This window comes from Streptomyces sp. NPDC002130, from assembly GCF_040296465.1.
In the GTDB taxonomy this organism is placed as follows: domain Bacteria; phylum Actinomycetota; class Actinomycetes; order Streptomycetales; family Streptomycetaceae; genus Streptomyces.
The window spans coordinates 13,048-38,542 of record NZ_JBEOXI010000015.1 but is presented as its reverse complement, the minus strand read 5'-3'; the positions used below and the strand labels follow the sequence as shown (position 1 = coordinate 38,542).

General features: G+C 71.6%; 22 protein-coding genes. 8 read left to right on the top strand and 14 right to left on the bottom strand.

Features of this window, described 5'->3' with window-relative positions:
- Nucleotides 1-106 precede the first annotated feature (106 nt).
- The 4 genes from araD to ABT116_RS04780 all read right to left on the bottom strand — a co-directional run bounded on the left by araD (nucleotide 107) and on the right by ABT116_RS04780 (nucleotide 4,195).
- Nucleotides 107-1,837, bottom strand: a complete 1,731-nt coding sequence (araD, locus tag ABT116_RS04795) for an L-arabinonate dehydratase (RefSeq protein WP_351627808.1) — start codon at nucleotides 1,835-1,837, stop codon at nucleotides 107-109.
- Nucleotides 1,834-2,745, bottom strand: a complete 912-nt coding sequence (locus ABT116_RS04790; protein ID WP_351627805.1) for a dihydrodipicolinate synthase family protein — start codon at nucleotides 2,743-2,745, stop codon at nucleotides 1,834-1,836. The genes araD and ABT116_RS04790 overlap by 4 nt, the downstream gene beginning before the upstream one ends.
- A complete protein-coding gene (locus tag ABT116_RS04785) occupies nucleotides 2,742-3,401 on the bottom strand; it encodes a GntR family transcriptional regulator (RefSeq protein ID WP_351627802.1) in 660 nt (219 codons plus the stop codon). Before ABT116_RS04785 ends, ABT116_RS04790 begins: the two co-directional genes overlap by 4 nt.
- 194 nt (nucleotides 3,402-3,595) lie before the next feature.
- On the bottom strand, nucleotides 3,596-4,195 hold the full coding sequence (locus ABT116_RS04780; RefSeq protein ID WP_351627799.1) for a TIGR03086 family metal-binding protein: 600 nt from the start codon (nucleotides 4,193-4,195) through the stop codon (nucleotides 3,596-3,598).
- A gap of 309 nt (nucleotides 4,196-4,504) precedes the next feature.
- Between ABT116_RS04780 and ABT116_RS04775 the strand changes: the two genes are divergently transcribed.
- Nucleotides 4,505-5,740, top strand: coding sequence for an MFS transporter (locus ABT116_RS04775; protein WP_351627797.1), 1,236 nt, complete (start codon nucleotides 4,505-4,507; stop codon nucleotides 5,738-5,740).
- Here ABT116_RS04775 and ABT116_RS04770 read toward each other — a convergent pair.
- The 8 genes from ABT116_RS04770 to ABT116_RS04735 form a co-directional block, all read right to left on the bottom strand.
- On the bottom strand, nucleotides 5,718-7,043 hold the full coding sequence (locus ABT116_RS04770) for an MFS transporter (RefSeq protein WP_351627794.1): 1,326 nt from the start codon (nucleotides 7,041-7,043) through the stop codon (nucleotides 5,718-5,720). The genes ABT116_RS04775 and ABT116_RS04770 overlap by 23 nt on opposite strands.
- Nucleotides 7,040-8,518 carry an NAD(P)/FAD-dependent oxidoreductase gene (locus ABT116_RS04765; RefSeq protein WP_351627787.1) on the bottom strand — a complete coding sequence of 493 codons (1,479 nt, stop codon included), beginning with the start codon at nucleotides 8,516-8,518 and terminating at the stop codon, nucleotides 7,040-7,042. The genes ABT116_RS04770 and ABT116_RS04765 overlap by 4 nt, the downstream gene beginning before the upstream one ends.
- Nucleotides 8,519-8,586: 68 nt before the next feature.
- On the bottom strand, nucleotides 8,587-10,011 hold the full coding sequence (locus tag ABT116_RS04760) for a TldD/PmbA family protein (protein ID WP_351627784.1): 1,425 nt from the start codon (nucleotides 10,009-10,011) through the stop codon (nucleotides 8,587-8,589).
- Nucleotides 9,965-11,470 (bottom strand): hypothetical protein, encoded by a 1,506-nt coding sequence (locus ABT116_RS04755; RefSeq protein ID WP_351627782.1) that lies wholly within the window; start codon nucleotides 11,468-11,470, stop codon nucleotides 9,965-9,967. Before ABT116_RS04755 ends, ABT116_RS04760 begins: the two co-directional genes overlap by 47 nt.
- Nucleotides 11,461-12,567, bottom strand: a complete 1,107-nt coding sequence (locus ABT116_RS04750; protein WP_351627779.1) for a HesA/MoeB/ThiF family protein — start codon at nucleotides 12,565-12,567, stop codon at nucleotides 11,461-11,463. Before ABT116_RS04750 ends, ABT116_RS04755 begins: the two co-directional genes overlap by 10 nt.
- Nucleotides 12,564-13,874: an ABC transporter substrate-binding protein gene (locus tag ABT116_RS04745; RefSeq protein ID WP_351627777.1), complete on the bottom strand. Its 1,311-nt coding sequence runs from the start codon at nucleotides 13,872-13,874 to the stop codon at nucleotides 12,564-12,566. Before ABT116_RS04745 ends, ABT116_RS04750 begins: the two co-directional genes overlap by 4 nt.
- Nucleotides 13,864-14,853 (bottom strand): cupin-like domain-containing protein, encoded by a 990-nt coding sequence (locus tag ABT116_RS04740; RefSeq protein ID WP_351627774.1) that lies wholly within the window; start codon nucleotides 14,851-14,853, stop codon nucleotides 13,864-13,866. Before ABT116_RS04740 ends, ABT116_RS04745 begins: the two co-directional genes overlap by 11 nt.
- Nucleotides 14,854-14,952: 99 nt before the next feature.
- Complete coding sequence (locus ABT116_RS04735; protein ID WP_351627773.1) at nucleotides 14,953-15,111, bottom strand: hypothetical protein; 159 nt, start codon at nucleotides 15,109-15,111, stop codon at nucleotides 14,953-14,955.
- A gap of 224 nt (nucleotides 15,112-15,335) precedes the next feature.
- Between ABT116_RS04735 and ABT116_RS04730 the strand changes: the two genes are divergently transcribed.
- Entirely contained in the window at nucleotides 15,336-16,955 is a 1,620-nt protein-coding gene (locus ABT116_RS04730) for an ABC-F family ATP-binding cassette domain-containing protein (protein WP_351627770.1), read from the top strand.
- A 40-nt stretch (nucleotides 16,956-16,995) separates the two neighbouring features.
- Here the strand turns inward: ABT116_RS04730 and ABT116_RS04725 are convergent, their stop codons facing one another.
- The gene (locus ABT116_RS04725; RefSeq protein ID WP_351627768.1) at nucleotides 16,996-18,168 is read right to left on the bottom strand and encodes a hypothetical protein; all 1,173 of its coding nucleotides are present in this window, start codon (nucleotides 18,166-18,168) and stop codon (nucleotides 16,996-16,998) included.
- Nucleotides 18,165-19,106: a 5-dehydro-4-deoxyglucarate dehydratase gene (locus tag ABT116_RS04720; RefSeq protein WP_351627765.1), complete on the bottom strand. Its 942-nt coding sequence runs from the start codon at nucleotides 19,104-19,106 to the stop codon at nucleotides 18,165-18,167. Before ABT116_RS04720 ends, ABT116_RS04725 begins: the two co-directional genes overlap by 4 nt.
- Before the next feature lie 222 nt (nucleotides 19,107-19,328).
- Between ABT116_RS04720 and ABT116_RS04715 the strand changes: the two genes are divergently transcribed.
- The 6 genes from ABT116_RS04715 (at nucleotide 19,329) to ABT116_RS04690 (ending at nucleotide 25,425) form a co-directional block, all read left to right on the top strand.
- On the top strand, nucleotides 19,329-20,153 hold the full coding sequence (locus ABT116_RS04715) for an NAD-dependent epimerase/dehydratase family protein (protein ID WP_351627762.1): 825 nt from the start codon (nucleotides 19,329-19,331) through the stop codon (nucleotides 20,151-20,153).
- A gap of 308 nt (nucleotides 20,154-20,461) precedes the next feature.
- A complete protein-coding gene (locus ABT116_RS04710; protein WP_351627760.1) occupies nucleotides 20,462-21,229 on the top strand; it encodes a DeoR/GlpR family DNA-binding transcription regulator in 768 nt (255 codons plus the stop codon).
- Nucleotides 21,230-21,306: 77 nt separating this feature from the next.
- The gene (locus tag ABT116_RS04705; protein ID WP_351627758.1) at nucleotides 21,307-22,680 is read left to right on the top strand and encodes an ABC transporter substrate-binding protein; all 1,374 of its coding nucleotides are present in this window, start codon (nucleotides 21,307-21,309) and stop codon (nucleotides 22,678-22,680) included.
- Nucleotides 22,677-23,618: a carbohydrate ABC transporter permease gene (locus tag ABT116_RS04700; RefSeq protein ID WP_351627757.1), complete on the top strand. Its 942-nt coding sequence runs from the start codon at nucleotides 22,677-22,679 to the stop codon at nucleotides 23,616-23,618. Before ABT116_RS04705 ends, ABT116_RS04700 begins: the two co-directional genes overlap by 4 nt.
- A complete protein-coding gene (locus ABT116_RS04695; protein WP_351627755.1) occupies nucleotides 23,615-24,439 on the top strand; it encodes a carbohydrate ABC transporter permease in 825 nt (274 codons plus the stop codon). The genes ABT116_RS04700 and ABT116_RS04695 overlap by 4 nt, the downstream gene beginning before the upstream one ends.
- Nucleotides 24,436-25,425: a zinc-dependent alcohol dehydrogenase family protein gene (locus tag ABT116_RS04690; protein ID WP_351627754.1), complete on the top strand. Its 990-nt coding sequence runs from the start codon at nucleotides 24,436-24,438 to the stop codon at nucleotides 25,423-25,425. The genes ABT116_RS04695 and ABT116_RS04690 overlap by 4 nt, the downstream gene beginning before the upstream one ends.
- The last annotated feature ends 70 nt before the right edge of the window (nucleotides 25,426-25,495 follow it).

Here is a 25,495-nt window from a genome sequence, read left to right as displayed (position 1 = left end):
TGTCCGCCTGGATCTCGCGGTGCGGAGTGCCTCTTGCGGTTTCGTGGCGGCGGCGGGCGCGTTGTGGTTGCTCGCGCAGTTCCCCGCGCCCCCGGGGTGGGCCGAATCAGCCCGCGTACGGGTCCTGCACCTTGCCCGGGCGGGCCAGGAACTCGAAGTCGCAGCCGGTGTCGGCCTGCGTGATCTGCTCGTTGTAGAGCGCGCCGTAGCCGCGCTCGTACCGCGTGGGCGGTGGAGCCCAGTCCGCCCTGCGCCGCTCCAGCTCCTCGTCGTCCACATGGAGGTGGAGGGTGCGCGCCTCGACGTCCAGAGTGATCGAGTCGCCGGTGCGGACCAGGGCGAGCGGGCCGCCCACATACGACTCGGGGGCCACGTGGAGCACGCAGGTGCCGTAACTCGTGCCGCTCATCCGGGCGTCGGAGATGCGGACCATGTCCCGCACGCCCTGCTTGAGCAGGTGGTCGGGGATGGGGAGCATGCCGTACTCGGGCATGCCGGGGCCGCCCTTGGGTCCGGAGTTGCGCAGCACCAGGACGCTGTCGGCGGTGATGCCCGACTCCGGGTCGTTGATGGTGCGCTGCATGGTCTTGTAGTCGTCGAAGACGACGGCGGAGCCGGTGTGCTTGAGCAGGTGCGGCTCGGCGGCGATGTGCTTGATGACCGCACCGTCCGGGCAGAGGTTGCCGCGCAGCACGGCGACCCCGCCCTCGGCGGCGACCGGGTTCTCGCGGGTGCGGATGACGTCGTCGTCGTGGACGACGGCGCCCTCGATCTGCTCTGCGAGGGTTCCGTTGACGGTGGGCCGGTCCAGGTGCAGCAGGTCGGTGATCCGCGAGAGGAAGGCGGGCAGACCGCCGGCGAAGTGGAAGTCCTCCATGAGGTAGGTCTGTCCGCCGGGCCGGACGTTGGCGAGCACCGGCACGGTGCGGGCGATGCGGTCGAAGTCGTCGAGGGTGAGTTCGACCTGGCAGCGCCCCGCCATCGCGATCAGGTGGATGACGGCGTTGGTGGAGCCGCCGAGCCCGAGCACCGTGGTGACGGCGTCCTCGAAGGCCTCGCGGGTGAGGATCCGGGACGGCTTGAGCGCGGTCCAGGCGAGCTCCACGGCACGGCGTCCCGAGGCCGCGGCCATGCGCTCGTGCCCGGAGTCGACGGCCGGGATCGAGGAGGCGCCCGGCAGCGTCATGCCGAGGGCTTCGGCCGCCGCGGTCATGGTCGACGCGGTGCCCATGGTCATGCAGTGACCGGGCGACCGGGCCAACCCGCCCTGCAGTTCCCGCAGTTCGCAGTCGGTCAGGTTGCCCGCGCGGTGCTCGTCCCAGTACTTCCACATGTCGGTGCCGGACCCGAGGGTCTCCCCGCGCCAGTGTCCGGGCAGCATCGGCCCCGCGGGCACGAACAGCGACGGCACGTCGGCGGAGGCCGCGCCCATGAGCAGCGCGGGCGTCGACTTGTCGCAGCCGCCGAGCAGCACGGCCGCGTCGATCGGGTACGACCGCAGCAGCTCCTCCGTCTCCATGGAGAGGAGGTTGCGGTAGAGCATCGGGGTCGGCTTCTGGTACGTCTCGGAGAGCGTGGCGACCGGGAACTCCAGCGGGAAGCCGCCGGCCTGCCACACCCCCCGCTTGACCGCCTCGGCCCGCTCGCGCAGATGGACGTGGCAGGGGTTGATGTCGGACCAGGTGTTCAGGACGGCGATCACCGGGCGGCCCCGGTACTCCTCCGCCTCGTAACCGAGCTGGCGCATGCGGGCGTTGTGCGACCAGGTGCGCAACTGCCCCTCGGCGCCGTACCACTGGTGGCTCCTGAGCTCCTCGGGACGCAGCCTGCCGGTCATATCGACCACCCCGCGGCGATCGCGGCGACCTCGGCCCGCTGCTCCTCCCGGAGCGTGCGGCTCGGCGGGCGGACCTCGCGGCGGCACAGCCCGAGGGAGGCCAGGGCCTCCTTGACGACGGTGACGTTGTCCGCGGAGCCGTTGGCCGCGCGCAGCTCCTCGAAGCGGCGGATCTGCTCCCAGACCTTCATGGCGGCCCGGTAGTCGCCGGAGCGCAGCGCCTCGATCATGTTCAGTGAGACGGCCGGGGCGACGTTGACCAGCCCCGAGGTGAAACCGGTGGCACCGGCGGAGAAGTAGGAAGGGGCGTACGGCTCGGCGAGCCCCGCCACCCACACGAACCGCTCGAGGCCCGCGTCCCGGGCGAACGCGGCGAACCTGGCCGCGTCGGGGACGGCGTACTTCACGCCGATGACGTTCGGGCAGGCGTCGGCGAGTTCGGCGAGCCGGGCCCCGGTGAGCTGCGCGTTGCGGATGTACGGCACGACGCCCAGCTCGGGCACGGCCTCGGCGATGGCGCGGTGGTAGTCGACCCAGCCGGCCTGCGAGACGTAGGGGTGGACGGGCTGGTGGACCATCACCATCTGCGCGCCGAGCTCCCGGGCGTGCCGGGCGGAGGCGACGGCGGTCGGGACGTCGTGTCCCACTCCGACCAGCACGACGGCCCGCTCGCCGGCCTCGTCGATCGTCAACTCCGTGACGAATCGCCGCTCTTCGGGGGTCAGGGCGTAGAACTCGCCGGTGTTGCCGTTCGGGGTGAGGGTCGTGATACCGCCGTCGAGCAGGCGGCGCAGCAGGGCCCGGTGGGTGTCCTGTGCGACGGAGCCGTCCTCGGCGAACGGGGTCACCGGGATCGCCACCACGTCGGCCAGGGCCGCCCGCTGGGTCTCGAACGCCACGCTGCTCATTCCTGACCTTCCTGTTCCAGTCCCGCCTCGGGGAAAGCGCGCTGCACGAAGGACGCGATGTGGGCGTGCAGGGCTCGCGCCGCGCCGTCGGCGTCGCCGTCGAGGGCGAGCCGCAGGATCTCCCGGTGCTCGCCGGCCTCCCGCTCCCAGGAGGGCGAGGCGGCCCAGGCGACCGCGGAGACCAGGGCGGCCTGGTCGCGGACCTCGTCGAGCATCCGCCCGAGCAGCGGGTTGCCGCACGGCAGATACAGGGCCCGGTGGAACTCCCGGTTGGCCAGGGAGCGCTCGGCGGTGTCGGTGGCGGCGTCGGCCCTGGTCAGCGCCTCGCGGGCGACGTCCAGGGAGGCCCCGCGCTGCACGGCCCGCCGCAGCGCCTCGGGCTCCAGCAGCAGCCGTACGTCGTAGACCTCGCGCGCCATGTCCGCGTCCACCAGGCGCACGGTGACGCCCTTGTACTGGCTCATCACGACCAGCCCGGTGCCGGCGAGGGTCTTGAGCGCCTCGCGCACCGGGGTCTTCGACACGCCGAACTGGGCGGCGAGCTCGGTCTCGACCAGCGCCTGCCCGGGCGTCAGCTGCCCGGTGAGGATGCGGTGTTTGATCCCCTCCAGCACGAACTGCGTGCGGGAGGGGATCGGCGTGGGCACAGAGGTCATGCGCGCCTCTCGGATCTCGCGTCTCGGTGGATCGCGTATCGGATCTCGCGTATCGCGTCTCATATATGACGTACGAAGTACGACGCGATGACGGTAGGAGGGCGCGTGGGGTTCGTCAATGCTTTCGACAGAGGAAGGTGCAATCGCTTTCTATGAAGTGCCGTCTGGGGTGGTGCGTTCTGACGGGACACGTCCTAGACGGCGCGCGTCCACCCCGGGTCCCGCCCGCTCAGTCCCACCGCACGGTCCAGCAGGGACGCGGCCGCGTCGACGGTGACGATCGGCCCGAAGATGGCATCGCGCTGGGGGTCGTCGGCGGAAGCGGCGAGGAACTCGTGGCAGGTCCGGAGCGCGGCCGGGTCGGGGTGGTACGGCTGTCCGGTGGCGCGGGCCAGGTCCCAGCCGTGGATCACCAGTTCGTCGACGGCGACGAGTCCCGCGATCTCGCCGGGCAGGTCGACGCCCCCGGCCCTGGTCATGCCGGTCCAGGCGGCCGGGTCGCGCCAGGCCTCGGCCAGTTCGGCGAGGACCTTGGGCAGTTCCTCGCGCCAGCCGGGCGCGAGGTCGGGGAGTGCGGAGTCCGGGCTGGTGTCGGTCGTGGCGCCGAGGTCCTTGCGGGCTGCGTCACGGAAGGCGGCGGACAGTCCCGCCAGGTGGCTGAGCAGGTGGCGCACCGCGTACTCGGGGCAGGGAGTCGTCCCGGCCAGCTGTTCGTCACCGACGCCGGCCACGAGCTGAGCCAGGGCCTCCGTCTGGGGTCCGAGGTCGAGGGTCGTACCGGTCGTGTCGGTCATGCGTGCTCCTCCGGAGTGTGGTCCTGAGGGGTGGACCGACGCCGACCGCGAAACTCATCGCCCGCTGGGGGGCGTTTCTGCACGCGGGGCCCGTTCTGCCTGTCTTGGCCCGTTGCTGCCCACCGGGATCCGTTTAACCCGCCGGAGTCCGTTTCTGCCCGTCGCGATCGCTTCTGCCCGCCGGAATCCGCTTCTGCCCGCCAGGGCCCGTTACTGCCCGTCGCGATCCGCTTCTGCCCGCCAGGATCCGTTTTTCTAGTGCACCTGCCCGATCCGCTCCTCCCGTCCTTAGCCGCACGATGACCAAGCATGACGACCAAGACGACCTGGTCCCTCGTGCGCGTCCTGCGTGACCGCGACGCCGGGCTCTACCTCTGCGGCGTGGTGGTCTCCGGCTTCGGCACCTCGGCCCTGTGGCTGGCGTCCGGCGTGTGGGTCAAGGACCTGACCGGCTCGGACGGCCTGGCCGCACTGTGCATGCTGGCCATGTGGCTGCCGACCCTGGCCGGTCCGCTGCTGGGCACCCTCGCCGACCGGGGCCGCCGCAAACCGCTGCTGATGGGCGTGAACCTGCTGCTTGCCGCCCTGCTGCTCACCCTCCTGAGCGTCGACGGCCCGGGCGACCTGTGGCTGCTGTACGCGGTGCTGTTCGTGTACGGCGCGGCGGGCGTCGTCCACGACGCGGCCGAGTCGGCGCTCGTGGCGACCGCGATCGAGCCGTCCCTGCTCGGTGACTTCAACGGCCTGCGCATGACCGCCACCGAGGGCATGAAACTCCTGGCCCCGCTGGCGGGTGCCGGCCTCTGCGCGGCGTACGGCGGTGCGAGCGTCGCCCTCCTGGACGCGGCGACGTTCGTGCTGGCCGCAGGGCTGTACGCGCTGCTGCGGGTACGGGAGGACAGGCCCGCGCCGCCCACCGGCAGCGGTCGGCAGCGGACCGCCGAGGGCGTCCGGCACCTGTGGACGCACCCGGTGCTGCGCCCACTGGTCCTGGCGGGCGGGGCCACGATGCTGTGTGCCGGCCTGAACGGGGCGATGGTGTACGCCGTGGTCGACGACCTCGGGCACTCCCCCGCGTACACCGGCGTGCTGTACGCCGTGCAGGGCGCCGGTTCGGTCGCGGCCGGTCTGCTCTGCGGCCCCGCCCTGCGCCGGCTGGGGGCGAGGCGCTTCGCGGCGTCCGGCATCGCCCTGCTGGCTCTCGCGGTGGCGCTCAGGGCGGTGCCGTCCGACCCGGTGGCGCTGGTGTGCAGCGCGGCGATCGGCATGGGGCTGCCCGCGGTGCTGATCGCCGCTCTGACGTCCGTGCAGCGCGAGACACCCGGTGCGCTGCTGGGCCGGGTCACGGCCACGGCCGACACCGCGGTGTACGCACCGAACGTGGTCGGGCTGGCCGCCGGAGCGGCCCTGGTGGAGCTGGTGAGCCACCGGCTGGTGCTGATGGCCCTGGGCGGGGCCCTGCTGGTGACGGCGGCCCTGCTGCGGTCGCCGGCCGTCGGCGTCGGGCCGCCCGCGGCAGGGGTCAGCCCGTCGTCTCGCTCTTGACCCACGTCCCCTTCCGCAGCGCCGGAACACTCAGCGCGAGAGCCAGTGCGGGGACGATCGCGTACCAGGCGAGGCCGTGACTAGGCCCGGCCCGGTCGACCAGCCATCCCAGGGCGAGGTACCCGCAGCCGATCAGCAGGGACTCCACGAAAGTGATGATGGACAGCAGACTCGCCCGGTAGCGGGACGGAACGGCCTCGTTGAAGACGTTGTCCACGACCACCGCGGTGATGTCCGGGGCTCCGACGGCGAGCAGGAACACAGCGACCGTGAGCCAGGTCAGGCCGAGGCCGGTGAACCCGAGCGCTGCGACCAGGACCAGCAAGGTCAGCGGCACGAGCAGGTGCACCCCCAGCCGCCGGTCCGCCCGGTCCGCCAGCAGCGGGGCGAAGCCGCCGATCAGGTAGCCGGCCGCCATCACCACACTGACCAGTGTGGTGGCGGTGCCCTGATGGCTGAGCGACTCCTGGGTGAAGATGAAGTACGGGGTCATGGTGGCGTGCATCAGGGCGGACACCACGACCAGCGAGGCCAGCCGGGGGGTGAGGTGCCGGAGTACGGCGGCCTTGCCGAGGGAGGCGCCCGCCCGTTCGGTCGAGGCGGCGGGGCCGGAGGAGGCCCCTCCCGCCTCCTCGTCCGCCGCCTCCGCGGATGCGTCGAGTGCCGCGGCGTCCTGTCCGCGGATCTCGGGGACCCGGGTCAGCAGCACCGCCGCCGCGAGCAGCAGTGCGCACGCCGATGCCAGATAGACGAGCTCCCAGGAGATCTGCTGCAGGCTGCCTCCCAGTGCGATGGCCAGCGCCATGGTGGTGGCGCCGAACGTCGCGTACCGGGACTTGACTTTCACGTAGTGCGTCTCGGCCCCGCGGCGCCTGAGGAGGTCGTAGAGCAGGGCGGTCTCCGCGCCGGAGACACAGGCCATGCCGATGCCCTGGAGCGCGAAGAGCACGACGAACGCGGCATACCCCGAGAGCGTCACCTGACCGATGAGACAAGCGCCGATCAGCGCCTGCCCGATGACGATGCTCGCCCTGCGGCCCACCCGGTCCGCGATGAACCCGGTCGGGACCTCGGCCAGTGCGCTGACGATGTACAGGAGGGTCTGCAACAGGGCGATCTGGGCGGCGGAGAAACCCTGATGGACCAGATAGAGGACGAACACCCCTCGCTGGAAGAGGGAGTTGGCGAGCACCGCGTACAGGTAGAAGGGGCGGGACACGCTCTTCGCCACACGCAGGGACGACGCGGCGTCGCCCGGCTCCCTGGTGCTGTCCCGCGCGAGCTCGCCCGAATCCGTCGTCAACGCACCGTCTCCAGTCCCGATGAGGCCCCCCGATCGGCGAGCAGCTTTTTCACCCGCAGATACGCGTCCCGGTCCGGGCCGTCCTCGCTGAACGCGCCCGCGACCAGGAACGGAACGATATCGGGAGACAACCCGTGGGACGAGCCGAGATCCTCGTACATGCGCACCGCGCCGGAGGCGAACAGCGCGGGTACCGCGTCGTGTCGCCACAGCCGGGGCAGGACGAGGGAGGCCTCGAACCCGGTGCACGCTCCCTGGTACGCCGTCTCCCCCGCGCTCTCAGCCGCCGTGAACACGCTGATGGGGCGGCGTTCAGGGCGGAAGGGGTGGTCGTACGGAGAGGTGCCGGCGAGTATGCCGTCGGCCATGATCCGGGCGATCAGGGGGCTGTTGTGGAATCCGTCCCGGTAGGTTCCCGTCGCGATGTGCAGCCCGTCCAAGGGTCCCGGGCCGAGCAGGGGGAAGGTGTCGAGGGTGACCGGGCGGTTGCCCACGCGCCACTCGTCGATCTGCGCGAAGGCGAAGTCGTTGTTCAACTGGTCGATGGCGCACTGCAGAAGGAAGTGGCTGAGGCCCGCCGAGGGGCGGGTGCGCGGGGTCGCGAAGACCACGTTGGTCGCACCGACGTAGTCACGTCCACCCGGGAACGGAACGGCGTGCAGCCCGCAGGAACCGGCCCGGTTGACGGTGCGCACGACATGGCCGAACTGTTCGGCGCCGAGCCTGTGGGTCACGGTGGCGATGCCGGTACCGGAGAACACGGGCTGTACGTCGTGCGGGCCCAGCACGGTGTCGAGGAGGGGGGTCGTGAACGCTCCGGCGGCCACCATGGTCGTACCCGCCGGGACGTGTGAACCGTCCGCGAGGGTCGCACCGGTCACCCGGTCACCCTCACGGGTGAGCGCTCCGACGGGCTGGTCGACGAACCGTACACCCCGCGCGACGAGGGCCGCCTTGAGCGCCTCGTACACCGCACCGCTGTCGACCGCGCCCTCCTCGGGGAGGAACAGGGCCCGCAGCGGCCGGGCGGTCGGGGTGGGGTCCAGGCCCGCGATTCCGCGCGGGCCGATGAGCTGGTGCGTCTCGCCGTACTTGGCGGCCGCGTCCAGCATCGCGTCGAAGTTCTCCGAGTCCAGGACCCCGGACACCGCGTTCTCGATGACGACGGTGCCGGAGACGGTGTGCGGCCGGTCGCGCCCCGACACCTCGCAGACCAGGTCGAGCCAGTCGGGCCAGAGGGCCATCGCGTCCCGGCACATCTCGAACTTGGCACGCGAGGCGTCGGAGGCGAGCGTGTACTTGGTGATCTCGGCGAAGCAGTTGAGCATCGCGCCGGCTGCCGCGGTGGCCGCGCCCTCCCGGTCGCGCGGGCCGATGACGGTGACCGAGAGGGAGGCGTCCCTGCGCGTCAGCTCGAGGGCGGTGGAGAGGGCGAGGACCCCGTTGCCCACGATGACTATGTCTGAGCGGGTCATGTGCTTGGTCGTCTCCTCGACTGGGTCGTGCGGTGAGTGGGCGATGGACGGCCGGAGCCGCGGGAGCGTCAGGACGCGGTGTCGGCGGGCTCGATGTCGGCGCCGGTCACGAGCAGCGTGGGTCCGCCGTCTCCCACGGGGACCTCCTGGCCGTACTTGACGCAGGCGGCCGGGCTCCCCATGGCGAAGTCGTCGCCGAGGCCGCGGATTCCGCTGAGAACGGCCGCCACCTTTCCGGTGACCACGGCGTCGGACACCGGCTCCGCGAGCGCGCCGCGCCGGATTCGGCGGACGTCCACCGCGCCGAACGCGAACGTGCCGTCCGCGTGCACCCGTCCGCCGCCCAGTCGGGCGACGTGGAAGCCGTGGCCGACGGACGCCGTCAGCGCGGCCGGGTCGTCCGGACCCGGCTCGACGTACACATTGCTCATCCTGGTCGACGGGGGGTGCCGGAACGACTGCCGGCGCTGTCGTCCGGCGGCGTCGAGGAAGGCCGTCACCGTGCCGTCCCGGACCAGCTGTTGCGGGCGGGCAGGGGTGCCCTCGTCGTCATGGGCGAAACCGCCCCAGCCGTCGGCAGGGTCGTCGGCCACGTGCAGCCCGGCCGGGCCGATCCGGTCACCCTCGCGCCAGGACACCCCGGCCAGGCGGCGGGCGGCGACGTCGCCCTCCAGCGGGTGACCGAGGAGTTCGTGGACGAGTACGCCGCTGGCCCCGGCGGCGATGACGAGCGTGACGTTCCGCTCGGCGACCGGCCGGCCCGTCGTCTTGGCGGCGGCGGCACGGCCCGCGTCCCGCCCGACCCGGACGATGTCCAGACCGGACTCCCAGACACCGAGGTCGCGGACTCCGGCCTTGCGGTATCCGACCACCGGGCCGCCCGCGCCGTCGATGACGGCACGGCAGGACACCAGGTGCCGTCGCTGCGCCGTCTCCAGGTGTGCGAGCCCGGGCCCGAGCCGGAGGAATGCTCGGTCGGCCCCGGAGTACGAGACGGACACCGACTCGGTGCCGGGTGCGGCGCGCACAGCCGCCGACCGGGCGGCACGCAGCAGCTCCGCCGACGGCGCGCCGGCTGCGCCGGAACTCTGCGACTCCAGATGGCGGGCGGCCCGCAGCACCGTGGCCGCCAGGTCGTCCGTGCCGAACCCCGTGGCTCCGGCTCGGTCAGCGGCGGCGCGCAGGCCGAGCCGGAACGCTTCGCCGGACAGGCTGTTGAGGCCGACGTACCCCTCGCCGTCACGATGCCGGACCCGCACAGCGAAGCCGGCCTGCTCGTAGGGCTCCCCGGTGACGGTCGCGCTGTCGGGGACGAAACACTCGGTGCCGCGCACCCGTTCGACGAAGAAGTCGACCCGGACCCCGGCCCTGTCCTCCGTCTCCCTCAGTCGCTCGCGCAGGGCCACCAGGTCCGGGTGGGCGCCGGTCGCACCAGCGCCGCCCGGGTCAGTGGTGTGCGACCGCGAGGGTGCCGGTGTGATCATCGCTGCCATGTGCTGCCACGCGCCATCCGTGCTCGGGGGCCCATTCGCGGACGAAGCCCGCCATCCGGTAGGGGGTTGCCGTTTCCACCATCACTGCCAGGGAGTCCGGATCCGCTGCACGCGCCGCTTCGGCGGAGGCCCGGCTCACGAACGCGAGGTCCTCCTGCCGTACGTCGGCGCCGGCCAGCTCCGCCAGGAAGACGATCTGCCGCTGGGTCGCGAGGTCGAAGGCCGCGCCGGCCGTGGCCCGGATCTCCGACAGCGCGTGGGCCGGTACGGCGCGCAGCAGGGCGGCGATGGCCTTCGTGGAGTTCGGGTTGATGCCGGGGTCGTGACGACGTAGCACCTCGGCGAGGTCGAGCTGCTCCTGGGCCGGTGTCTCCGAGGGGTGCCCGACCCGCCGGTAGCCGGCGCGGAGGTGGAAGGGGAAGAGCCGGCCGAGCGCCGACTGCGCGAAGAGAATGCGCTGTCGCGGTACGGCGCCGGGTTCCGCGCCCGGCCACATGCGCCCGTTAAGGGAGAGCCCGCGGAAGGCGGGGTGCACGATGACGCGCTCCTGGCACAGGACGGACTCGTTGATCCGGCGCAGCGTCGGCAGCGCCTCGAACTCGCGGGGGAAGGGCCGGCAGAACACCTTGACGGCGACGAGCAGTCCGCGGACGCGGACGGTGCGCACCTCGGTGACCAGGTTCTCCCAGTCGATCCACCGCTCGTCCTCGGCGCGGTAGTGGTAGCCGGCCAGCCGTTCGTAGTCGGCCCGGTCCCCCGCGCTCTCGGTGAACTCGTCCTCGATCCACTGCTCGACGCGCTCGCCGGGCCGGTGGGCGCCGGTGGTCTTGCGGACCGTGCCGTCGAAGTCGAGGCGGACGTGGTCGTCCGGGCAGAGGAAGTCGTGCAGATCCTCGTGGGCGGTGGCGACGACGGCGGCGATGTCCAGGGAGCGGCAGGCCCGCTGGAAGTTGTGGGCGATGACCTTGGCGGTGGTGCGGTCGAGGTTGGAGCAGAACTCGTCGACCGCGATGAGTCCCCGTCCGCCGTGGGCGAGGCGGGCCAGGGTGAGCCGGTGGTGCTGTCCGTCGGAGAGGTGTTCGGGACGGGACATCATCAGCCGGGGTTCGCCGAGGCCGAACCTGCCGAGCCAGGAGACCGTCTCCTCGACGTCGCTGTCGAAGAGGTCGACGACCCGGTCCGTGGGGCCGGTCGGCGGCAGGTCGGCGACGGTGCGCACGTCGGTGCGGCGGCACAGTTCGCGCAGCAGGCTGGACTTGCCGGTGCCGCTGAACCCGGTGATCAGGGTGATGCCGCGGGGCGTGACGGTGACCGGCTGGAGGGCGACCGTCTCCTCGGCGGTCTCCACTCCGAAGACCTCACGCAGCTGCCACGCCCGTTCTGACAGCGGGCCGTCCTCCCGCCGGTGCCGGACCTCCAGCGTCAGGGCCTGCGCGGCCGGGGAGCTGTTCAACGCCACGTTCTCTCCTCATACGTCGACGAGTTCCCCAGGTCCACGACGAACCGGGCGTTCAGGGAGCGCGTGGGGCGTTCCAGGATCACGCCGTTCAGCCACTCACCGGTCATCCAGGCCGCGGTCACGGTGTTGACGGGAGCGACCGAGGCGCTCATGACCGGATCGGTGATCGCGCTCCGGGCCACGGCGGCCACGGCTTCCATCTCCTGGGCGAAGGCACGGTGGGCGGCGGTGTCGTCCGGCCTCAGCAGCGGTCCCACGGCGGCCTCGTCGAGCCCCGCCGCCGCGAAGAGCACCGATCCGCCCCGGTCGCGGGCGAACGCGGCCAGGAGTGCGGCCAGGGTGCCGACCGGCCGGTCCGCACAGCAGAACAGGGTCCACTCGCCGGGGCCGGACGGGGCGAGGCCGGGGATCGTGTCCTCGTCGGCGAAGACCGCGGCGGTGGCGATCCGTGCCCGCGGGTGACGTTCCAGCAGGAAGTCCCGCAGGGCCTCCGTCTTGGGCCTGCCGAGGTCGGCCTGCCGGTAGGTGAACTGCCGGTTGAAGTTGGTCACTTCGACCACGTCGTGATCGACCAGCAGCAGCCTGCGCACTCCCATGGCGCACAGGTGGGTGGCGACGATCGCCCCGGTGCCGCCGCAGCCCACGACGACGGCCTGGTGCCGGCCGATGCGTTCCTGGGCCGCGTCGGGGTCGGTACCGGTGTGCGCGAGCCAGTGGCGCTGCTTGGTGTGCGCGTCGGTGGTGTCGGTGCGCGGCAGCGGCACGAGCAGGTCGCGGGCGGCGAACGCCGCCAGCAGTGCTTCCTGCCCGGGGGTGAGCACCGTGCCGGAGGCGGGCCAGCGCAGCCCTTCGGTGAGGTGTGCCGCCCACTCGCGCAGCGCCCGGTCCGCCCCTTCGACGCTGAAGCCCCGTTCACCGATCACCAGGAGCTCCCCGGTGTCTCCGGTGGCGAGGGTCGTGCCCGCGCGCAGCATGACACCGGCGGGGAAGCGCAGGCGCAGCGCCGGCTGCGTGGTGTCCTGCGGTGCGCGGGCCGCCGGTCGGGCGTCCCCGGGTCCGCCGGCCGCCGGCCCGCCGGTCACAGGCTGGTTCGTCATGACCACTCCCAGGGGGCCTTCGGCTGCCGGGCGAGGAAGATGCCCGGGACTTCGGCCAGGGGGACGCAAAGACTGTGGCGAGCGAGGATGCCGTCCAGTTCCGCAACGGTCGCGTCCAGGGAGGCGGGCGTCTGCGGGGCGCTGTCATAGGCCTGCAGCACCTTCAGGTAGGACTCGAGCACGTCATGGGTTCGCAGTGCTTCCAGGAAGACCAGACCCCGGTACACCCCGAGCGGGTCGGAGCGCAGGCCCCGGAAGAGATTGAGCCGCAGGTCGGCGGTGCGGGAACGGTTCTCGTAACGGTCGGGTACGAGGTCCGCCCGGATACCCGCGGCCGCGAGCATCTGTGCGGCGGCGCGGGCGAGTTCACGGTTGGGGTAGTACGTGTCGTAGGCGAGCCGGTAGCGGGCCCGGGCCGGGCCCCTCGGCGAGTGCACGGGGGCGGGGGCCGTGCTCCGCGCGGCGTCGCGGAAGGCCCGGTCGAAGTCCCGTACGGGCAGGAAACCGTGCTGTGGGAGCAGCGGGGCGGGCAGCAGGGCGCCGGTACCGGGGGCGGTGAGCGCGTCGCGGATGGTGTGGCGGTTCCGTTCCGCCTCCGGTCGCAGCAGTTCGCCCTCGAAGCACAGCGCCACGACGATGCCGGTCCGGCGCACCCGCAACGACGGGTGACCGGCGAACTCGGCGACCCGGTGCAGCGGGAATGCGGTGTCGGAGGTGACGTCGAGGCGCCCGGCCGCGAATCCCTCGAGGTTGCGTTCAGGACTCTTGACCCGGCGCAGCACCACACGGGAAGGGCCACCGGGGGTGTGCGGGGTCCGGTCGAGGACGATCGTGCGTGGCGCGGTGCTCACGATCCGGTACCGGCCGACTCCGTCGGTACGCGTCCGGTAGGGGGCGAGTGCCGGGAGGGAGGTCAGCAGGGGGAAGCCGTGGTCGGGTTCCCCGAGCCGCACGCGCAGACGGTCTCCCCGGCTGCTGACCTGCTCCACGTGGCGCAGCCAGTAGCCGGTGACGGTGGCCGAGGCGACCGCGCGGTCCAGGGCGCGCGCGTAGTCGTCGGCCGTGACCGGGCTCCCGTCGGCCCAGCGGGCGCCGGGGCGGAGGGCGAAGTCGTGCCGGCGGCCGTCGGCGGAGGTGTCGAACGACCTGGCTCCCGTCGGCTCGGGCCCGCAGGCCCCGGGGGCGACGAGCGGACGCGTGGTCAGGGCAGCGAGTTGCAGCCCGCTGTGGTCGCACCAGCCGGGCTGGCCCAGCGTGCCCGGCATGGAGTCGAACGCCGTGACGCAGGCGGCGGGTTCAGCGGGCACCGCTCGGCGCCTCCGTCGCACCGGTGTCCGTGGCGTCCCAGTCCAGCAGGGCCCGCTCGTACTCGCGCAGTTCGCTGGTCATGCCGCGCACCCAGTCCAGCTGCCGGGCGCGGAACTCCGGCCGCGCCAGTTCGTCGTGCCGCCCGGCGCCGCCGGCCCAGGTGCGGAGCCGGTCGTTGCGCGCCTGCCGGAGGATCGAGAGCGGCTCGGTGAGACGGGTCTCGAACTGTGCGAGGAACGACAGGAGTTTGCGCTCCTCGACGAAGTTGGCGGTGAGCATGAGGTTGCGTTCGGGGTTGCGGACCTCGTGGTACCAGTCGCCGGGGATGTAGAGCGTGTCACCGGCGCGCAGGGTCACCTCGTACAAGGGGTCGGCGGACTTGCGCAGCACCTCGTCGTGGGTGCGCTCGGACCACAGGCTGTCGTCGGCCCGCAGTGCCCTGCCCGCCTCGGGCGTCACCAGTCGCAGTTCCTTGCTGCCGGCGAGGACGGCCAGCCACGCACTGGTGGAGAAGGTGTCGCAGTGCAGTCCGGTCGAGCAGCCGGGCTCACCGAAGAAGATCCACATTCTTCCGAAGCGAACCTGTTCCGGCAGCCGGTCGATCCAGTCCTCGGAGAAAAGGGCGGGAATGCTGAAGTCGTCGAGCAGCTCGGGGCAGTCTCGAACGAAATTCCATTCGGCGAGATACCGCCGGTCCCGGGCGAGGGAGCCGTCCGCCGGGCTTTTCTCCCAATACTCCAGGAATTCGGCGAGCCTGCCGTCGGAAATCGTATATTCGTATTCAGAGCCCGCCGGGTACTCCCGCACCGGGACTTGGAGTCCCCCGTACTGGCCGCGGAAATGCTCCACGGTCCAGAGTTCTCGCGCCGGCCATTCGTCCTGGAGGCCGCGGACGACCACCGGACCGTCGAGGTCCTCCAGCGTGGTGACGGCCGAGCCGTCCAGCACACGCAGGGGTGTGGGCGAAATGGGTGCCATGCGCGACGCTCCTCGAACAGCCGAACCGAGTACCGGACAACCTCCGCGCACCCGCCGCGGGGAAGTGGAACTCCCCGCGGCGGATGGTCGGTGGTGAGATCAGCAGCGGCGGGCGAGACCCGCCACCATCGCCGGGCTGCTCAGGTCGGTGATGCGCAGCTCGATGCTCTCCCGAGCGCTCACCCGGTCCTGCTCCTGCACCGGCTTCGGGGTCAGTTCGGCATTCTTGGCGCTTTCGACCTTCCGCGTCTTCTCCATGGGTTCCCCATTTCTCGTGGCACGAATGTCACTGGACGCCGGGTCAGAACCAGACCCCGGTGTGAAGGAACTTAGACGACGACCGGATTCCATGTCTGTGACAGTGAATATCGTCGCGGCGGAATGGCCGATTCTCCCACCGGCCGTGTCCAAAAACGGACAGCACGGGAAGTGGCCCGATTAGAGTTGCCCTGAGAGGGGAAAGACAGTGAGAATGCCTTCCCATGGGGCATCTGGAAGTTTCACATATCGAGTACTACCTGCCGGACGGACGGGCCCTGCTCGGCGACGTGTCCTTTCGCGTCGCGGAGGGTTCGGCCATGGCACTGGTCGGCCCCAACGGAGCAGGAAAAACAACGCTGTTGCGTCTGATCGCCGGTGAACTCGCCCCGCACGGAGGCACGTTGACGGTCAGCGGTGGGCTCGGCGTCATGCCGCAGTTCGTCGGAAGCGTGCGGGACGAGACGACCGTGCGCGACCTTCTGGTCTCCGTGGCGCCGCCGCGGATCCGTGCGGCCGCGAAGTCGGTCGACGGGGCCGAGCACGCGATCATGACGAGGGACGACGAGGCGGCGCAGATGCGGTACGCGCAGGCGCTCTCCGACTGGGCCGAGGTCCAGGGCTACGAGGCGGAGACGGTGTGGGACATGTGCACCACCGCCGCGCTCGGCGTCCCGTACGAGAAGGCCCAGTGGCGGCAGGTACGCACCCTTTCGGGAGGGGAGCAGAAGCGGCTCGTGCTGGAAGCCCTCTTCCGCGGGCACGACGAGGTGCTGCTCCTCGACGAGCCGGACAACTACCTCGACGTGCCCGGCAAGCAGTGGCTCGAGGAGCAGATCCGGCAGACCCGCAAGACCGTGCTGTTCATCTCCCACGACCGCGAACTGCTCGCCCGCGCCGCGGAGAAGATCGTCAGCGTGGAGCCGGCCGCGGGCGGCGCCGACGTATGGGTGCACGGCAGCGGCTTCGCCACCTACCACGAGGCACGCCGGGAGCGGTTCGCCCGCTTCGAGGAGCTGCGCAGGCGCTGGTCCGAGAAACACGCCCAGCTGAAGAAGCTGGTGCTCACGCTTCAGCAGGCCGCGTCGGTGAGCCATGACATGGCCTCCCGGTACGCCGCCGCACAGACCCGGCTGCGCAAGTTCGAGGAGGCCGGGCCGCCGCCCGAACCGCCCAGGGAACAGGACATCCGCATGCGACTGCGCGGCGGACGCACCGGGGTGCGCGCGATCACCTGCACGGACCTCGAACTGAGCGGGCTGATGAAACCCTTCGGCCTGGAGGTCTTCTTCGGCGAGCGGGTCGCGGTCCTCGGTTCCAACGGCTCCGGGAAGTCGCACTTCCTGCGGCTGCTGGCGGGTGAGGAGGTGGCACACTCCGGACAGTGGAAACTGGGCGCGCGGGTCGTCCCGGGCCACTTCGCGCAGACCCACGCCCATCCCGAGCTGCTGGGACAGACTCTTCTGGACATCCTGTGGCGTGAGCACTCCCAGGACCGCGGCGGCGCCATGCCGGTGCTGCGCCGGTACGGGCTGGCCCAGCAGGCCGAGCAGCGCTTCGAGCGCCTGTCGGGAGGCCAGCAGGCACGCTTGCAGATCCTGCTTCTCGAACTCGCCGGGTCCACCGCGCTGCTTCTGGACGAGCCGACGGACAACCTCGATCTGGAAAGCGCCGAGGCACTCCAGACAGCACTGGAGGCTTACGAGGGTACGGTCCTGGCGGTCACGCACGACCGCTGGTTCGCCCGGTCCTTCGACCGTTACCTGGTGTTCGGCTCCGACGGCCGGGTGCGCGAGACCTCCGAGCCGGTGTGGGACGAGCGGCGTGTCGAGCGGGCACGCTGAGCGGACCGCCGCCGTCCCGGCCGTTGCCGAGCCCGGCGCCTCACCCCTCCAGGGTGCGCAGTGCCCGCGCCACGGCCGCCAGGTCGTCGTCGGACGCCAGCCCGGCGTGGTACAGCCGCAGTTCGGTGGCGCCCAGCCGGCGTGCCTCGGCGGCGTCGGCGGCGAGGGTGCCGGGGCTGCCGCCCATCCCCGAGACGACGGGGAAGTTGGCGGCGACGACCGCGCCCTCGCGGCCCTGGCGTGCGAAGGGCGTCAGCGTGCCGGTGCCGCCCCCGCACGGCACGACCACACCGTCCGCGACGGACAGGATGTGCGCCGGGTCGACCCCGGGGTTGGCGCCCACGTGGTACGACACGGGGTCCGCGTGCAGCAGCACCTGGAAGCCGTCGGGAGCGGCCGCCCGGACCGCCGCGACGGCCTGCTCCTGTAGGGTGCGGGCGGTTTCGTCGCGGTACGCGCGCGTGGTGGTGGCGAGCTTCTCGCCGAGGAGCTTCTCGATGTCCGCCCAGCCTCCCCCACCGGAGGGCGCCCCCTGCCAGACCGGCTCCAGTGCGGTCCGTACGGCGGCCGCCAGTTCGTCGGCGTCCAGGCCGTGCCGGCCGTAGCCCTCGCGGCAGGACGGGCAGAAGCACAGCGCCATCAGGTACTGCCCGGCCTCCCCGAGGCCGACGCCGCCGGTCTTGTCGTGGGCGTGCAGATGCTCCAGGCCGTACCAGCCGAGGGACTCGAGCTCGGTGCCGCTCGCCCCGGGCCGGACGGCCGCCTCGGCCGCCAGGTCGGTCAGGTACGCGCGCGTGGCGGGCTGCGCGATGCACGGCGCCCAGGGGTAGCGGTCGCCGTAGGCGTTGACGACCGAGGTGCCGGGGTGCTCGGCGCCGAGGCGGGAGTTGTGCGCGAGGACGACCCAGGTGTGCACCTGGAGCCCCGCTCCGGCGAGAGCGGTGGCGGCCTCACCGAAGGTGTCCCCGGGGCCCCAGGCGCCGGCCGCGTAGGGACGCAGCTCGCGCCCGGCCCAGCGGCCGTCCGCCGGGTACAGCACGGCGGCGTGTTCGGCGGTGACGATGCGGTGGCGCGGGTGGCGGGGCGTGAGGGCGCGCGTGGAGTGGTAGGCCGCGGCGAGCGTGACCTGTTCCACGCCGAGCGCGGCGATCCGGGCGGGTGCCTCCGGATCCCCGTTGACGTCCCAGGGGTAGACGAATGTCGACGCCTTCACTTGGTCTCCTCCAGCAGCGCGTAGCCGCGCTCGATCACTTCGGCGAGCTGCTTCACATGATCCTCGCTCGGCTCGTGCAGCGGTGGCCGCACCTCCCCCACGTCGAGACCGCGCAGCCGTACACCGGCCTTGACCAGCGCCACCGCGTAGCCGCGGCCCTGGGCGCGCAGTTCGACGAACGGGCGGTAGAAGCCGTCCAGGAGCTTGCCCACGGTGACTTCGTCGCCGGTCCTGAGGGCCTGGTGGAAGGCCAGGGCGATCTCCGGCGCGAAGCAGAACACCGCGGACGAGTAGAGCGTGACGCCGAGGGCGCGGTAGGCGAGCTGGGTCTGCTCGGCGGTCGGCAGGCCGTTGAAGTAGAGGAAGTCGCCCGGGGCCTCGGAGCGGACGGCGCTGACGACGCGCTGCATGAGGTCGAGGTCCCCGAGCCCGTCCTTGAGGCCGATGATCCCGTCCGTGCGGGCGAGTCGGACGACCGTCTCGGGGGTGAACACGGCGTTGTCGCGCTGGTACACGATGACCGGCAGGGCGGTGGCGGCGGCCACCTCGCGGTAGTGCCGCAGCAGCCCCTCCTGCCCGGCGACGACGAGGTACGGAGGCATGGCGAGCAGTCCGTCCGCCCCGGCGGCCTCGGCGAGACGGGCGTAGCGCACGGCGAGCGCGGTGCCGTACCCGGCGCCGGCGACGACCGGCACACGCCCGTCGGTGGCCTCGACGGCGGCCCGTACGCAGGCCTCGAACTCCTCGGGCGTCAGGGCGTGGAACTCGCCGGTGCCGCAGCAGGCGAACACGGCGGCGGCTCCGGCCTCCACCCCGCGCCGGACGTGGGTGCGGAAGGTGTCGAGGTCCACGGAGCCGTCGGGGCCGTAGGCGGTGACCGGGAAGAACAGCGGCCCGCTGGGGATGTCGAGTCGAGCGGCGAGAGGGGCTGGCGTCACAAGCTCTCCCGGTTCCATATTCATGATTGACGTCTATATTTCTGAACGAGTCCACGCTAAGGCGCCCCCTTGGCGCCGGTCAAGCGCGCGCACCCGCGACGCACCTGCGGATTCATCCCCTCCGGGGCATACTTGACGGGCTCCGCCCCGGATCCTTAGCGTGTCCACGCATATGAATGCCGTGCGCTCATGTGTACGGTCGGCGATCAAGGAGACCCGAGGATGCCCGCTCCCCGCACCGTCCTGCTCACCGGCGCCGCCGGCGGCCTCGGCACCCTGATGCGGGACCTGCTCCCGGCCTACGGCTACGACCTGCGCCTGCTGGACCTGCGCCCGGTCGAGGGCGAGCCCGACGCGATCACCGCCGACCTGGCCGACCGGGACGCCGTGCGCGAGGCGGTCCGGGGCGTCGACGCGATCCTCCACCTCGCGGGCATCTCCCTGGAAGCCCCCTTCGAGAAGATCCTCAAGGCGAACATCGAGGGCACCTACCACCTGTACGAGGCCGCCCGCGAGGAGGGCGTCGGCCGGATCGTCTTCGCCTCCTCCAACCACGCCGTCGGCTACACCCCGCGCCCCCGCGGCGACGTACCTCTCGATCCGGACGCGCTCATCCCGATCGACACCCCACGCCGCCCGGACACCTTCTACGGCCTGTCCAAGTGCTTCGGCGAGGACCTCGCACAGCTCTACTGGGACAAGCACGGACTGGAGACCGTCTCGGTACGGATCGGCTCCTGCTTCCCCGAGCCGACCAGCGTGCGCATGCTCTCGGTGTGGATGAGCCCCGCCGACGGCGCCCGCCTCTTCCACGCGGCCCTGACCGCCGAGCACGTCGGCCACACCGTCGTCCACGGCTCCTCCGCCAACACCCGGCTGTGGTGGGACCTCGGCACCGCCCGGGCGCTCGGCTACGAGCCGCAGGACGACTCCGAGCCGTACGCCGAGAAGCTCATCGCCGAGCAGGGCGAGCTGCAGGACGGCAACGAGGCACACGCCTACCTGGGCGGCCAGTTCGTGACGGACCCGCCGATCTGGCCGTACTGACGGGACGGGGCGGTCACCAGAGCGGGCGGGCAGAGAACGGGCCCGCCCGCTCGGGCATTCGGGCACGACCGGAGACGGCAGGGAAACGCCCTCAGGGGCGCGGGGAACTGCGCGACCAGCCACAACGCACCCGCGGACGCCCGCGGCATCCCCCCGCCACCGCACACACCCCCACGTCCGAACGGGCACACCCGGGCAGGATCCCGCCCGCAAGAGACCTGGCCACCTCGGAACACCCCCTGTAGAACTTCCCCCAAGGCCCGACCGAGGCCCGAACGGGCAGCGCGGCAGGAAGGCGGGTGACGGCCATGAACAGGACCGCGGAAGAACGGCAGCGCGAGATCGTGCTGGCCGCACGCCGGGACGGCGCCGTCGACGTCACCGCCCTCGCCACCGAACTGGGCGTGGCCAAGGAGACCGTACGGCGGGATCTGCGCGTCCTGGAGGACCACGGCCTGCTCCGCCGTACCCATGGCGGCGCCTACCCCGTGGAGAGCGCCGGCTTCGAGACGACGCTCGCCTTCCGCGCCACGAGCCGCGTCCCGGAGAAGCGCCGGGTCGCGGCCGCCGCGGCCGAACTGCTCGGCGACGCCGAGACCCTCTTCGTCGACGAGGGCTACACCCCGCAGCTCATCGCCGAGGCACTCCCCCGGAACCGGCCGCTGACCGTGGTCACCGCGTCCCTGCCGGTCGCCGGCGCCCTCGCCGAGGCCGAGCACGTCTCCGTACTGCTGCTCGGCGGCCGGGTGCGGCGCGGCACCCTCGCCACCGTCGACCACTGGACGACGAAGATGCTGTCCGGCTTCGTCCTCGACCTGGCGTTCATCGGCGCCAACGGCATCTCCCGCGAACACGGCCTCACCACCCCCGACCCGGCCGTCAGCGAGGTCAAGGCACAGGCGATCCGGGCCGCCCGGCGCGTGGTCTTCGCAGGCGTGCACACCAAGTTCGGAGCGGTCAGCTTCTGCCGGTTCGCCGAGGTCGGCGCGTTGGAGACGATCGTGACGAGCACCCTGCTCCCGGCCGCCGAGGCCCACCGCTACTCACTGCTCGGACCGCAGGTCCTCCGCGTCTGACCACCCCCTCCTCTCCCACCGGGCGCAGCCGCGCCCTGCCATGCCCCTTATCTCCCCATACATCCCAGGAGCGATCCATGCGAACCCAGAGCCGACGACGGCCACCGCGAGCCCCGCTCGCCCTGGCCGCCGCAGGGACGCTGCTCGCCCCGCTGCTGACCGGCTGCTGGGTCGGCGCGGGCGGGGCCGGATCCGGCGGTGACGCCATCAACGTGCTGATGGTCAACAACCCCCAGATGGTCGAGCTGCAGAAGCTGACCCGCGCCCACTTCACCGAGGAGACGGGCATCAAGGTCAACTTCACGGTCCTGCCCGAGAACGACGTCCGCGACAAGATCAGCCAGGACTTCGCCAACCAGGCCGGCCAGTACGACGTCGCCACGCTGTCCAACTACGAGATACCGATCTACGCCCGCAACGGCTGGCTGCACGAGATGAACGGCTACGTCGCCGAGGACCCTGCCTACGACGAGCAGGACGTGCTCAAGCCGATGCGCCAGTCCCTCACCGCGGACGACGGCAAGCTCTACGGCCAGCCCTTCTACGGCGAGTCGTCCTTCCTCATGTACCGCAAGGACGTGTTCGAGAAGCAGGGCCTGACGATGCCCGCGCACCCCACCTGGCAGCAGGTGGCGGACCTCGCGGCCCGGGCCGACGGCGCCGAGCCCGGCATGAAGGGCATCTGCCTGCGCGGCCTGCCCGGCTGGGGCGAGGTGATGGCCCCCCTCACCACGGTCGTCAACACCTTCGGCGGCACCTGGTTCGACAAGGACTGGAAGGCGCAACTCGGCTCACCCGCCTTCGAGAAGGCGACCAAGTTCTACGTCGGCCTGGTGCGCGCCCACGGCGAGTCCGGCGCCGCCCAGTCCGGCTTCGCCGAGTGCCTCAACAACATGACCCAGGGCAAGGTCGCCATGTGGTACGACGCCACCTCCGCGGCCGGATCCCTCGAAGCGGCGAAGTCCCCGGTCAAGGGCAAGATCGGCTACGCTCCCGCCCCCGTCGAGAAGACCGGGTCCTCCGGCTGGCTCTACACCTGGGCCTGGGGCATCCAGAAGGCCTCCCGCAACCCGGACAACGCCTGGAAGTTCGTCTCCTGGGCCTCCGGCAAGGGTTACGAGGAACTGGTCGGCGACGAGGTCGGCTGGTCGAACGTCCCGGCCGGCAAACGGGCGTCGACATACGCCAACGCCGACTACCGCAAAGAGGCCGCCGCCTTCCAGGAGATGACCAAGGAGGCCATCGAGAAGGCGCGGCCGAACGATCCCGGCGTCCAGCCGCGGCCCGCGCCCGGCATCCAGTTCGTCGGCATCCCCGAGTTCACCGACCTCGGCACCAAGGTCTCCCAGGAGATCAGCGCGGCCATCGCCGGACGCCAGTCCGTCGAGTCGGCCCTGAAGAAGTCACAGGCGCTCGCCGAGAAGATCTCCGAGGAGTACGAGGGACGATGACCGCCACGACCACGGCCCCCGTGGCCTCGCCCGGGATACCCGCCCCGGCCCGCCGCCCCTCCGCCCGGCTGCGCGCCTGGGCGACCAGGGCCCCACTGCTGCCGGCCCTGATCTTCATGATCGTGGTCACCCAACTGCCCTTCGTGGCCACGCTGGTGATCTCCTTCTTCGACTGGAACTCCCTCTATCCCGACGCCCGGCACTTCACCGGCCTCGACAACTACCAGGAGGTCCTCACCGACCCGGACCTGCGCCACTCGGTGTGGACGACGGTGCTGCTGACGGTGGCCGTGGTGCTGGCGAGCCTGGTCCTCGGACTCGTCCTCGCCCTGTTGCTGGACCGGAAGTTCCGCGGTCGAGGCATCGTCCGCACCCTGCTCATCGCGCCCTTCCTGGTGGTGCCGGTCGCAGCGGCCCTGCTCTGGAAACATGTGCTCTACAACCCTGAATACGGCCTGTTCAATGGGTTGTTGCACTATGTGGGCGGCCCACAGCCCGACTGGATCTCCAGCGCCCCGCTGCTCGCCGTCGAGGCGTCCCTCGTCTGGCAGTGGACGCCGTTCATGATGCTGATCCTGCTCGCCGGCCTGCAGAGCCGCGACCACGAGCAGATCGAGGCGGCCCGGGTCGACGGCGCGAGCGACTGGCAGATCTTCGTCCACCTGACCCTCCCCCACCTGCGCCGCTATCTCGAACTGGGCGCCCTGCTGGGTTCGATCTACATCGTCCAGAACTTCGACGCGGTCTTCACGATCACGTCCGGCGGCCTCGGCACCGCCAACCTCCCCTACACCGTCTACCAGAGCTTCTACCAGGCCCACGAGAACGGCCTCGCCTCGGCCGCGGGCGTCCTGGTCGTCATCGGCTCGATCGTCATCGCGACCTTCGCCCTGCGCGTGGTGTCGTCCCTGTTCCGCGAGGAGGTGTCCCGCGCATGAGCGTCGTACGCCGTAAGGGTCTGGGCCTGCTGGCCTGGCTGGCCGGGATCGTGTTCTTCCTGCCCATCGCGTGGATGGCACTGACGTCGTTCCACTCGGAGTCCGACGCCGCGACCAACCCGCCGTCCTTCGCCGCCGCCCTCACGCTGGACGGCTACCGCGAGTTCTTCGGCGCGGGCGGCGGGGCGAGCCCCTGGCCGGCCCTGATCAACTCCACCGTCGCGTCCGTGGCCTCGACGCTGCTGGTCCTGCTGCTGGCCTTCCCGGCGGCGTACGCGCTGTCGATCAACCGCGTCCGCAAGTGGACGGACGTGCTGTTCTTCTTCCTCTCCACCAAGATGCTGCCGGCCGTGGCGGGCCTCCTCCCGATCTACCTGTTCGCCAAGAACGCCGGGATGCTCGACAACATCTGGCTGCTGGTCGTCCTCTACACCTCCATGAACCTGCCGATCGCGGTGTGGATGATGCAGTCCTTCCTCGCCGAGATCCCGGTCGCCGTGATCGAGGCGGCGAAGGTGGACGGGGCCCGGCTGCCCACGATCCTCGCGCGCGTGGTCGCCCCGATCTCCCTCCCGGGTATCGCCGCCACCGCCCTGATCTGCTTCATCTTCAGCTGGAACGAGCTGCTGTTCGCCCGGGTGCTCACGGGTGTGGTCGCCGAGACCGCCCCCGTCTTCCTGACCGGCTTCATCACCAGCCAGGGCCTGTTCCTGGCGAAGGTGTGCGCCGCGTCGCTCGTCATCTCCCTGCCGGTGCTCGCCGCGGGGTTCGCCGCCCAGGACAAGCTGGTCCAGGGCCTGTCGTTGGGAGCCGTGAAATGAAGGCCGCCGTCATCGAGTCCGTGGGCAAGGCCGTCGTCGCCGAGGTCCCGGACCCGACGCCAGGGCCGCGCGAGGTCGTCGTCGAGGTCGCCGCCTGCGGGCTGTGCGGAACGGACCTGCACATCCTCCAGGGCGAGTTCGCCCCGAGGCTCCCGATCGTGCCCGGGCACGAGTTCGCCGGCGAGGTGGTCGGGGTCGGCACGCAGGTCACGGAGGTGGCGGTGGGCGACCGGGTCGCCGTCGACCCGTCCCTCTACTGCAACGAGTGCCGCTACTGCCGCACCGGCCACAACAACCTCTGCGAACGCTGGGCGGCGATCGGCGTGACGACGGCCGGAGGGGCGGCGCAGTACGCGGTCGCCCCGGTGGCGAACTGCGTGAAGCTCCCCGAGCACGTCCGCACCGAGGACGCGGCACTGGTGGAGCCGCTGTCCTGCGCGGTGCGCGGCTACGACGTGCTCCGTTCCCGCCTCGGCGCGCACGTCCTGGTCTACGGCTCCGGCACCATGGGCCTGATGATGCTGGAGCTGGCCAAGCGCACGGGCGCGGCGAGCGTGGACGTCGTCGACGTGAACCCGGCCCGGCTGGAGACGGCCCGCCGCCTCGGTGTCTCGGCGTCGGCGGCGACCCCCGACGAACTGGACCGCCCGCAGGGCTGGGACCTGGTCGTCGACGCCACGGGCAACGCGGCGGCGATCCAGGACGGGCTGGACCGGGTGGCGAAGGCGGGCACGTTCCTGCAGTTCGGCGTGGCCGACTACGCCACCCGCGTGACGATCGACCCGTACCGCATCTACAACCAGGAGATCACCATCACGGGTTCCATGGCGGTGCTGCACAGCTTCGAGCGGGCGGCGGAACTCTTCGCGGGCGGTGTTCTCGACCCGGAGGTCTTCATCAGCGACCGCATCCCGCTGGAGCGGTACCCGCAGGCGCTGGAACAGTTCGCGGCGGGGGTCGGCCGCAAGATCGTCGTCGTGCCGTAGGCTCCGGGCGCTCACGGTGGGGCAGGCGAAAACCGCTGGGCCGCCCGCCCCGCCGGACCGTACGCTCCCG

What these genes read in the sequence shown, in the direction of transcription:
- araD (WP_351627808.1), bottom strand. Translation starts at nt 1,837, where the DNA reads ATGACCGGCAGGCTGCGTCCCGAGGAGCTCAGGAGCCACCAGTGGTAC.
- ABT116_RS04695 (WP_351627755.1), top strand. Translation starts at nt 23,615, where the DNA reads ATGAGCGTCGTACGCCGTAAGGGTCTGGGCCTGCTGGCCTGGCTGGCC.
- ABT116_RS04730 (WP_351627770.1), top strand. Translation starts at nt 15,336, where the DNA reads ATGGGGCATCTGGAAGTTTCACATATCGAGTACTACCTGCCGGACGGA.
- ABT116_RS04690 (WP_351627754.1), top strand. Translation starts at nt 24,436, where the DNA reads ATGAAGGCCGCCGTCATCGAGTCCGTGGGCAAGGCCGTCGTCGCCGAG.
- ABT116_RS04715 (WP_351627762.1), top strand. Translation starts at nt 19,329, where the DNA reads ATGCCCGCTCCCCGCACCGTCCTGCTCACCGGCGCCGCCGGCGGCCTC.
- ABT116_RS04750 (WP_351627779.1), bottom strand. Translation starts at nt 12,567, where the DNA reads ATGACGAACCAGCCTGTGACCGGCGGGCCGGCGGCCGGCGGACCCGGG.
- ABT116_RS04780 (WP_351627799.1), bottom strand. Translation starts at nt 4,195, where the DNA reads ATGACCGACACGACCGGTACGACCCTCGACCTCGGACCCCAGACGGAG.
- ABT116_RS04760 (WP_351627784.1), bottom strand. Translation starts at nt 10,011, where the DNA reads ATGGCAGCGATGATCACACCGGCACCCTCGCGGTCGCACACCACTGAC.
- ABT116_RS04790 (WP_351627805.1), bottom strand. Translation starts at nt 2,745, where the DNA reads ATGAGCAGCGTGGCGTTCGAGACCCAGCGGGCGGCCCTGGCCGACGTG.
- ABT116_RS04705 (WP_351627758.1), top strand. Translation starts at nt 21,307, where the DNA reads ATGCGAACCCAGAGCCGACGACGGCCACCGCGAGCCCCGCTCGCCCTG.
- ABT116_RS04765 (WP_351627787.1), bottom strand. Translation starts at nt 8,518, where the DNA reads ATGACCCGCTCAGACATAGTCATCGTGGGCAACGGGGTCCTCGCCCTC.
- ABT116_RS04775 (WP_351627797.1), top strand. Translation starts at nt 4,505, where the DNA reads ATGACGACCAAGACGACCTGGTCCCTCGTGCGCGTCCTGCGTGACCGC.
- ABT116_RS04710 (WP_351627760.1), top strand. Translation starts at nt 20,462, where the DNA reads ATGAACAGGACCGCGGAAGAACGGCAGCGCGAGATCGTGCTGGCCGCA.
- ABT116_RS04700 (WP_351627757.1), top strand. Translation starts at nt 22,677, where the DNA reads ATGACCGCCACGACCACGGCCCCCGTGGCCTCGCCCGGGATACCCGCC.
- ABT116_RS04735 (WP_351627773.1), bottom strand. Translation starts at nt 15,111, where the DNA reads ATGGAGAAGACGCGGAAGGTCGAAAGCGCCAAGAATGCCGAACTGACC.
- ABT116_RS04785 (WP_351627802.1), bottom strand. Translation starts at nt 3,401, where the DNA reads ATGACCTCTGTGCCCACGCCGATCCCCTCCCGCACGCAGTTCGTGCTG.
- ABT116_RS04740 (WP_351627774.1), bottom strand. Translation starts at nt 14,853, where the DNA reads ATGGCACCCATTTCGCCCACACCCCTGCGTGTGCTGGACGGCTCGGCC.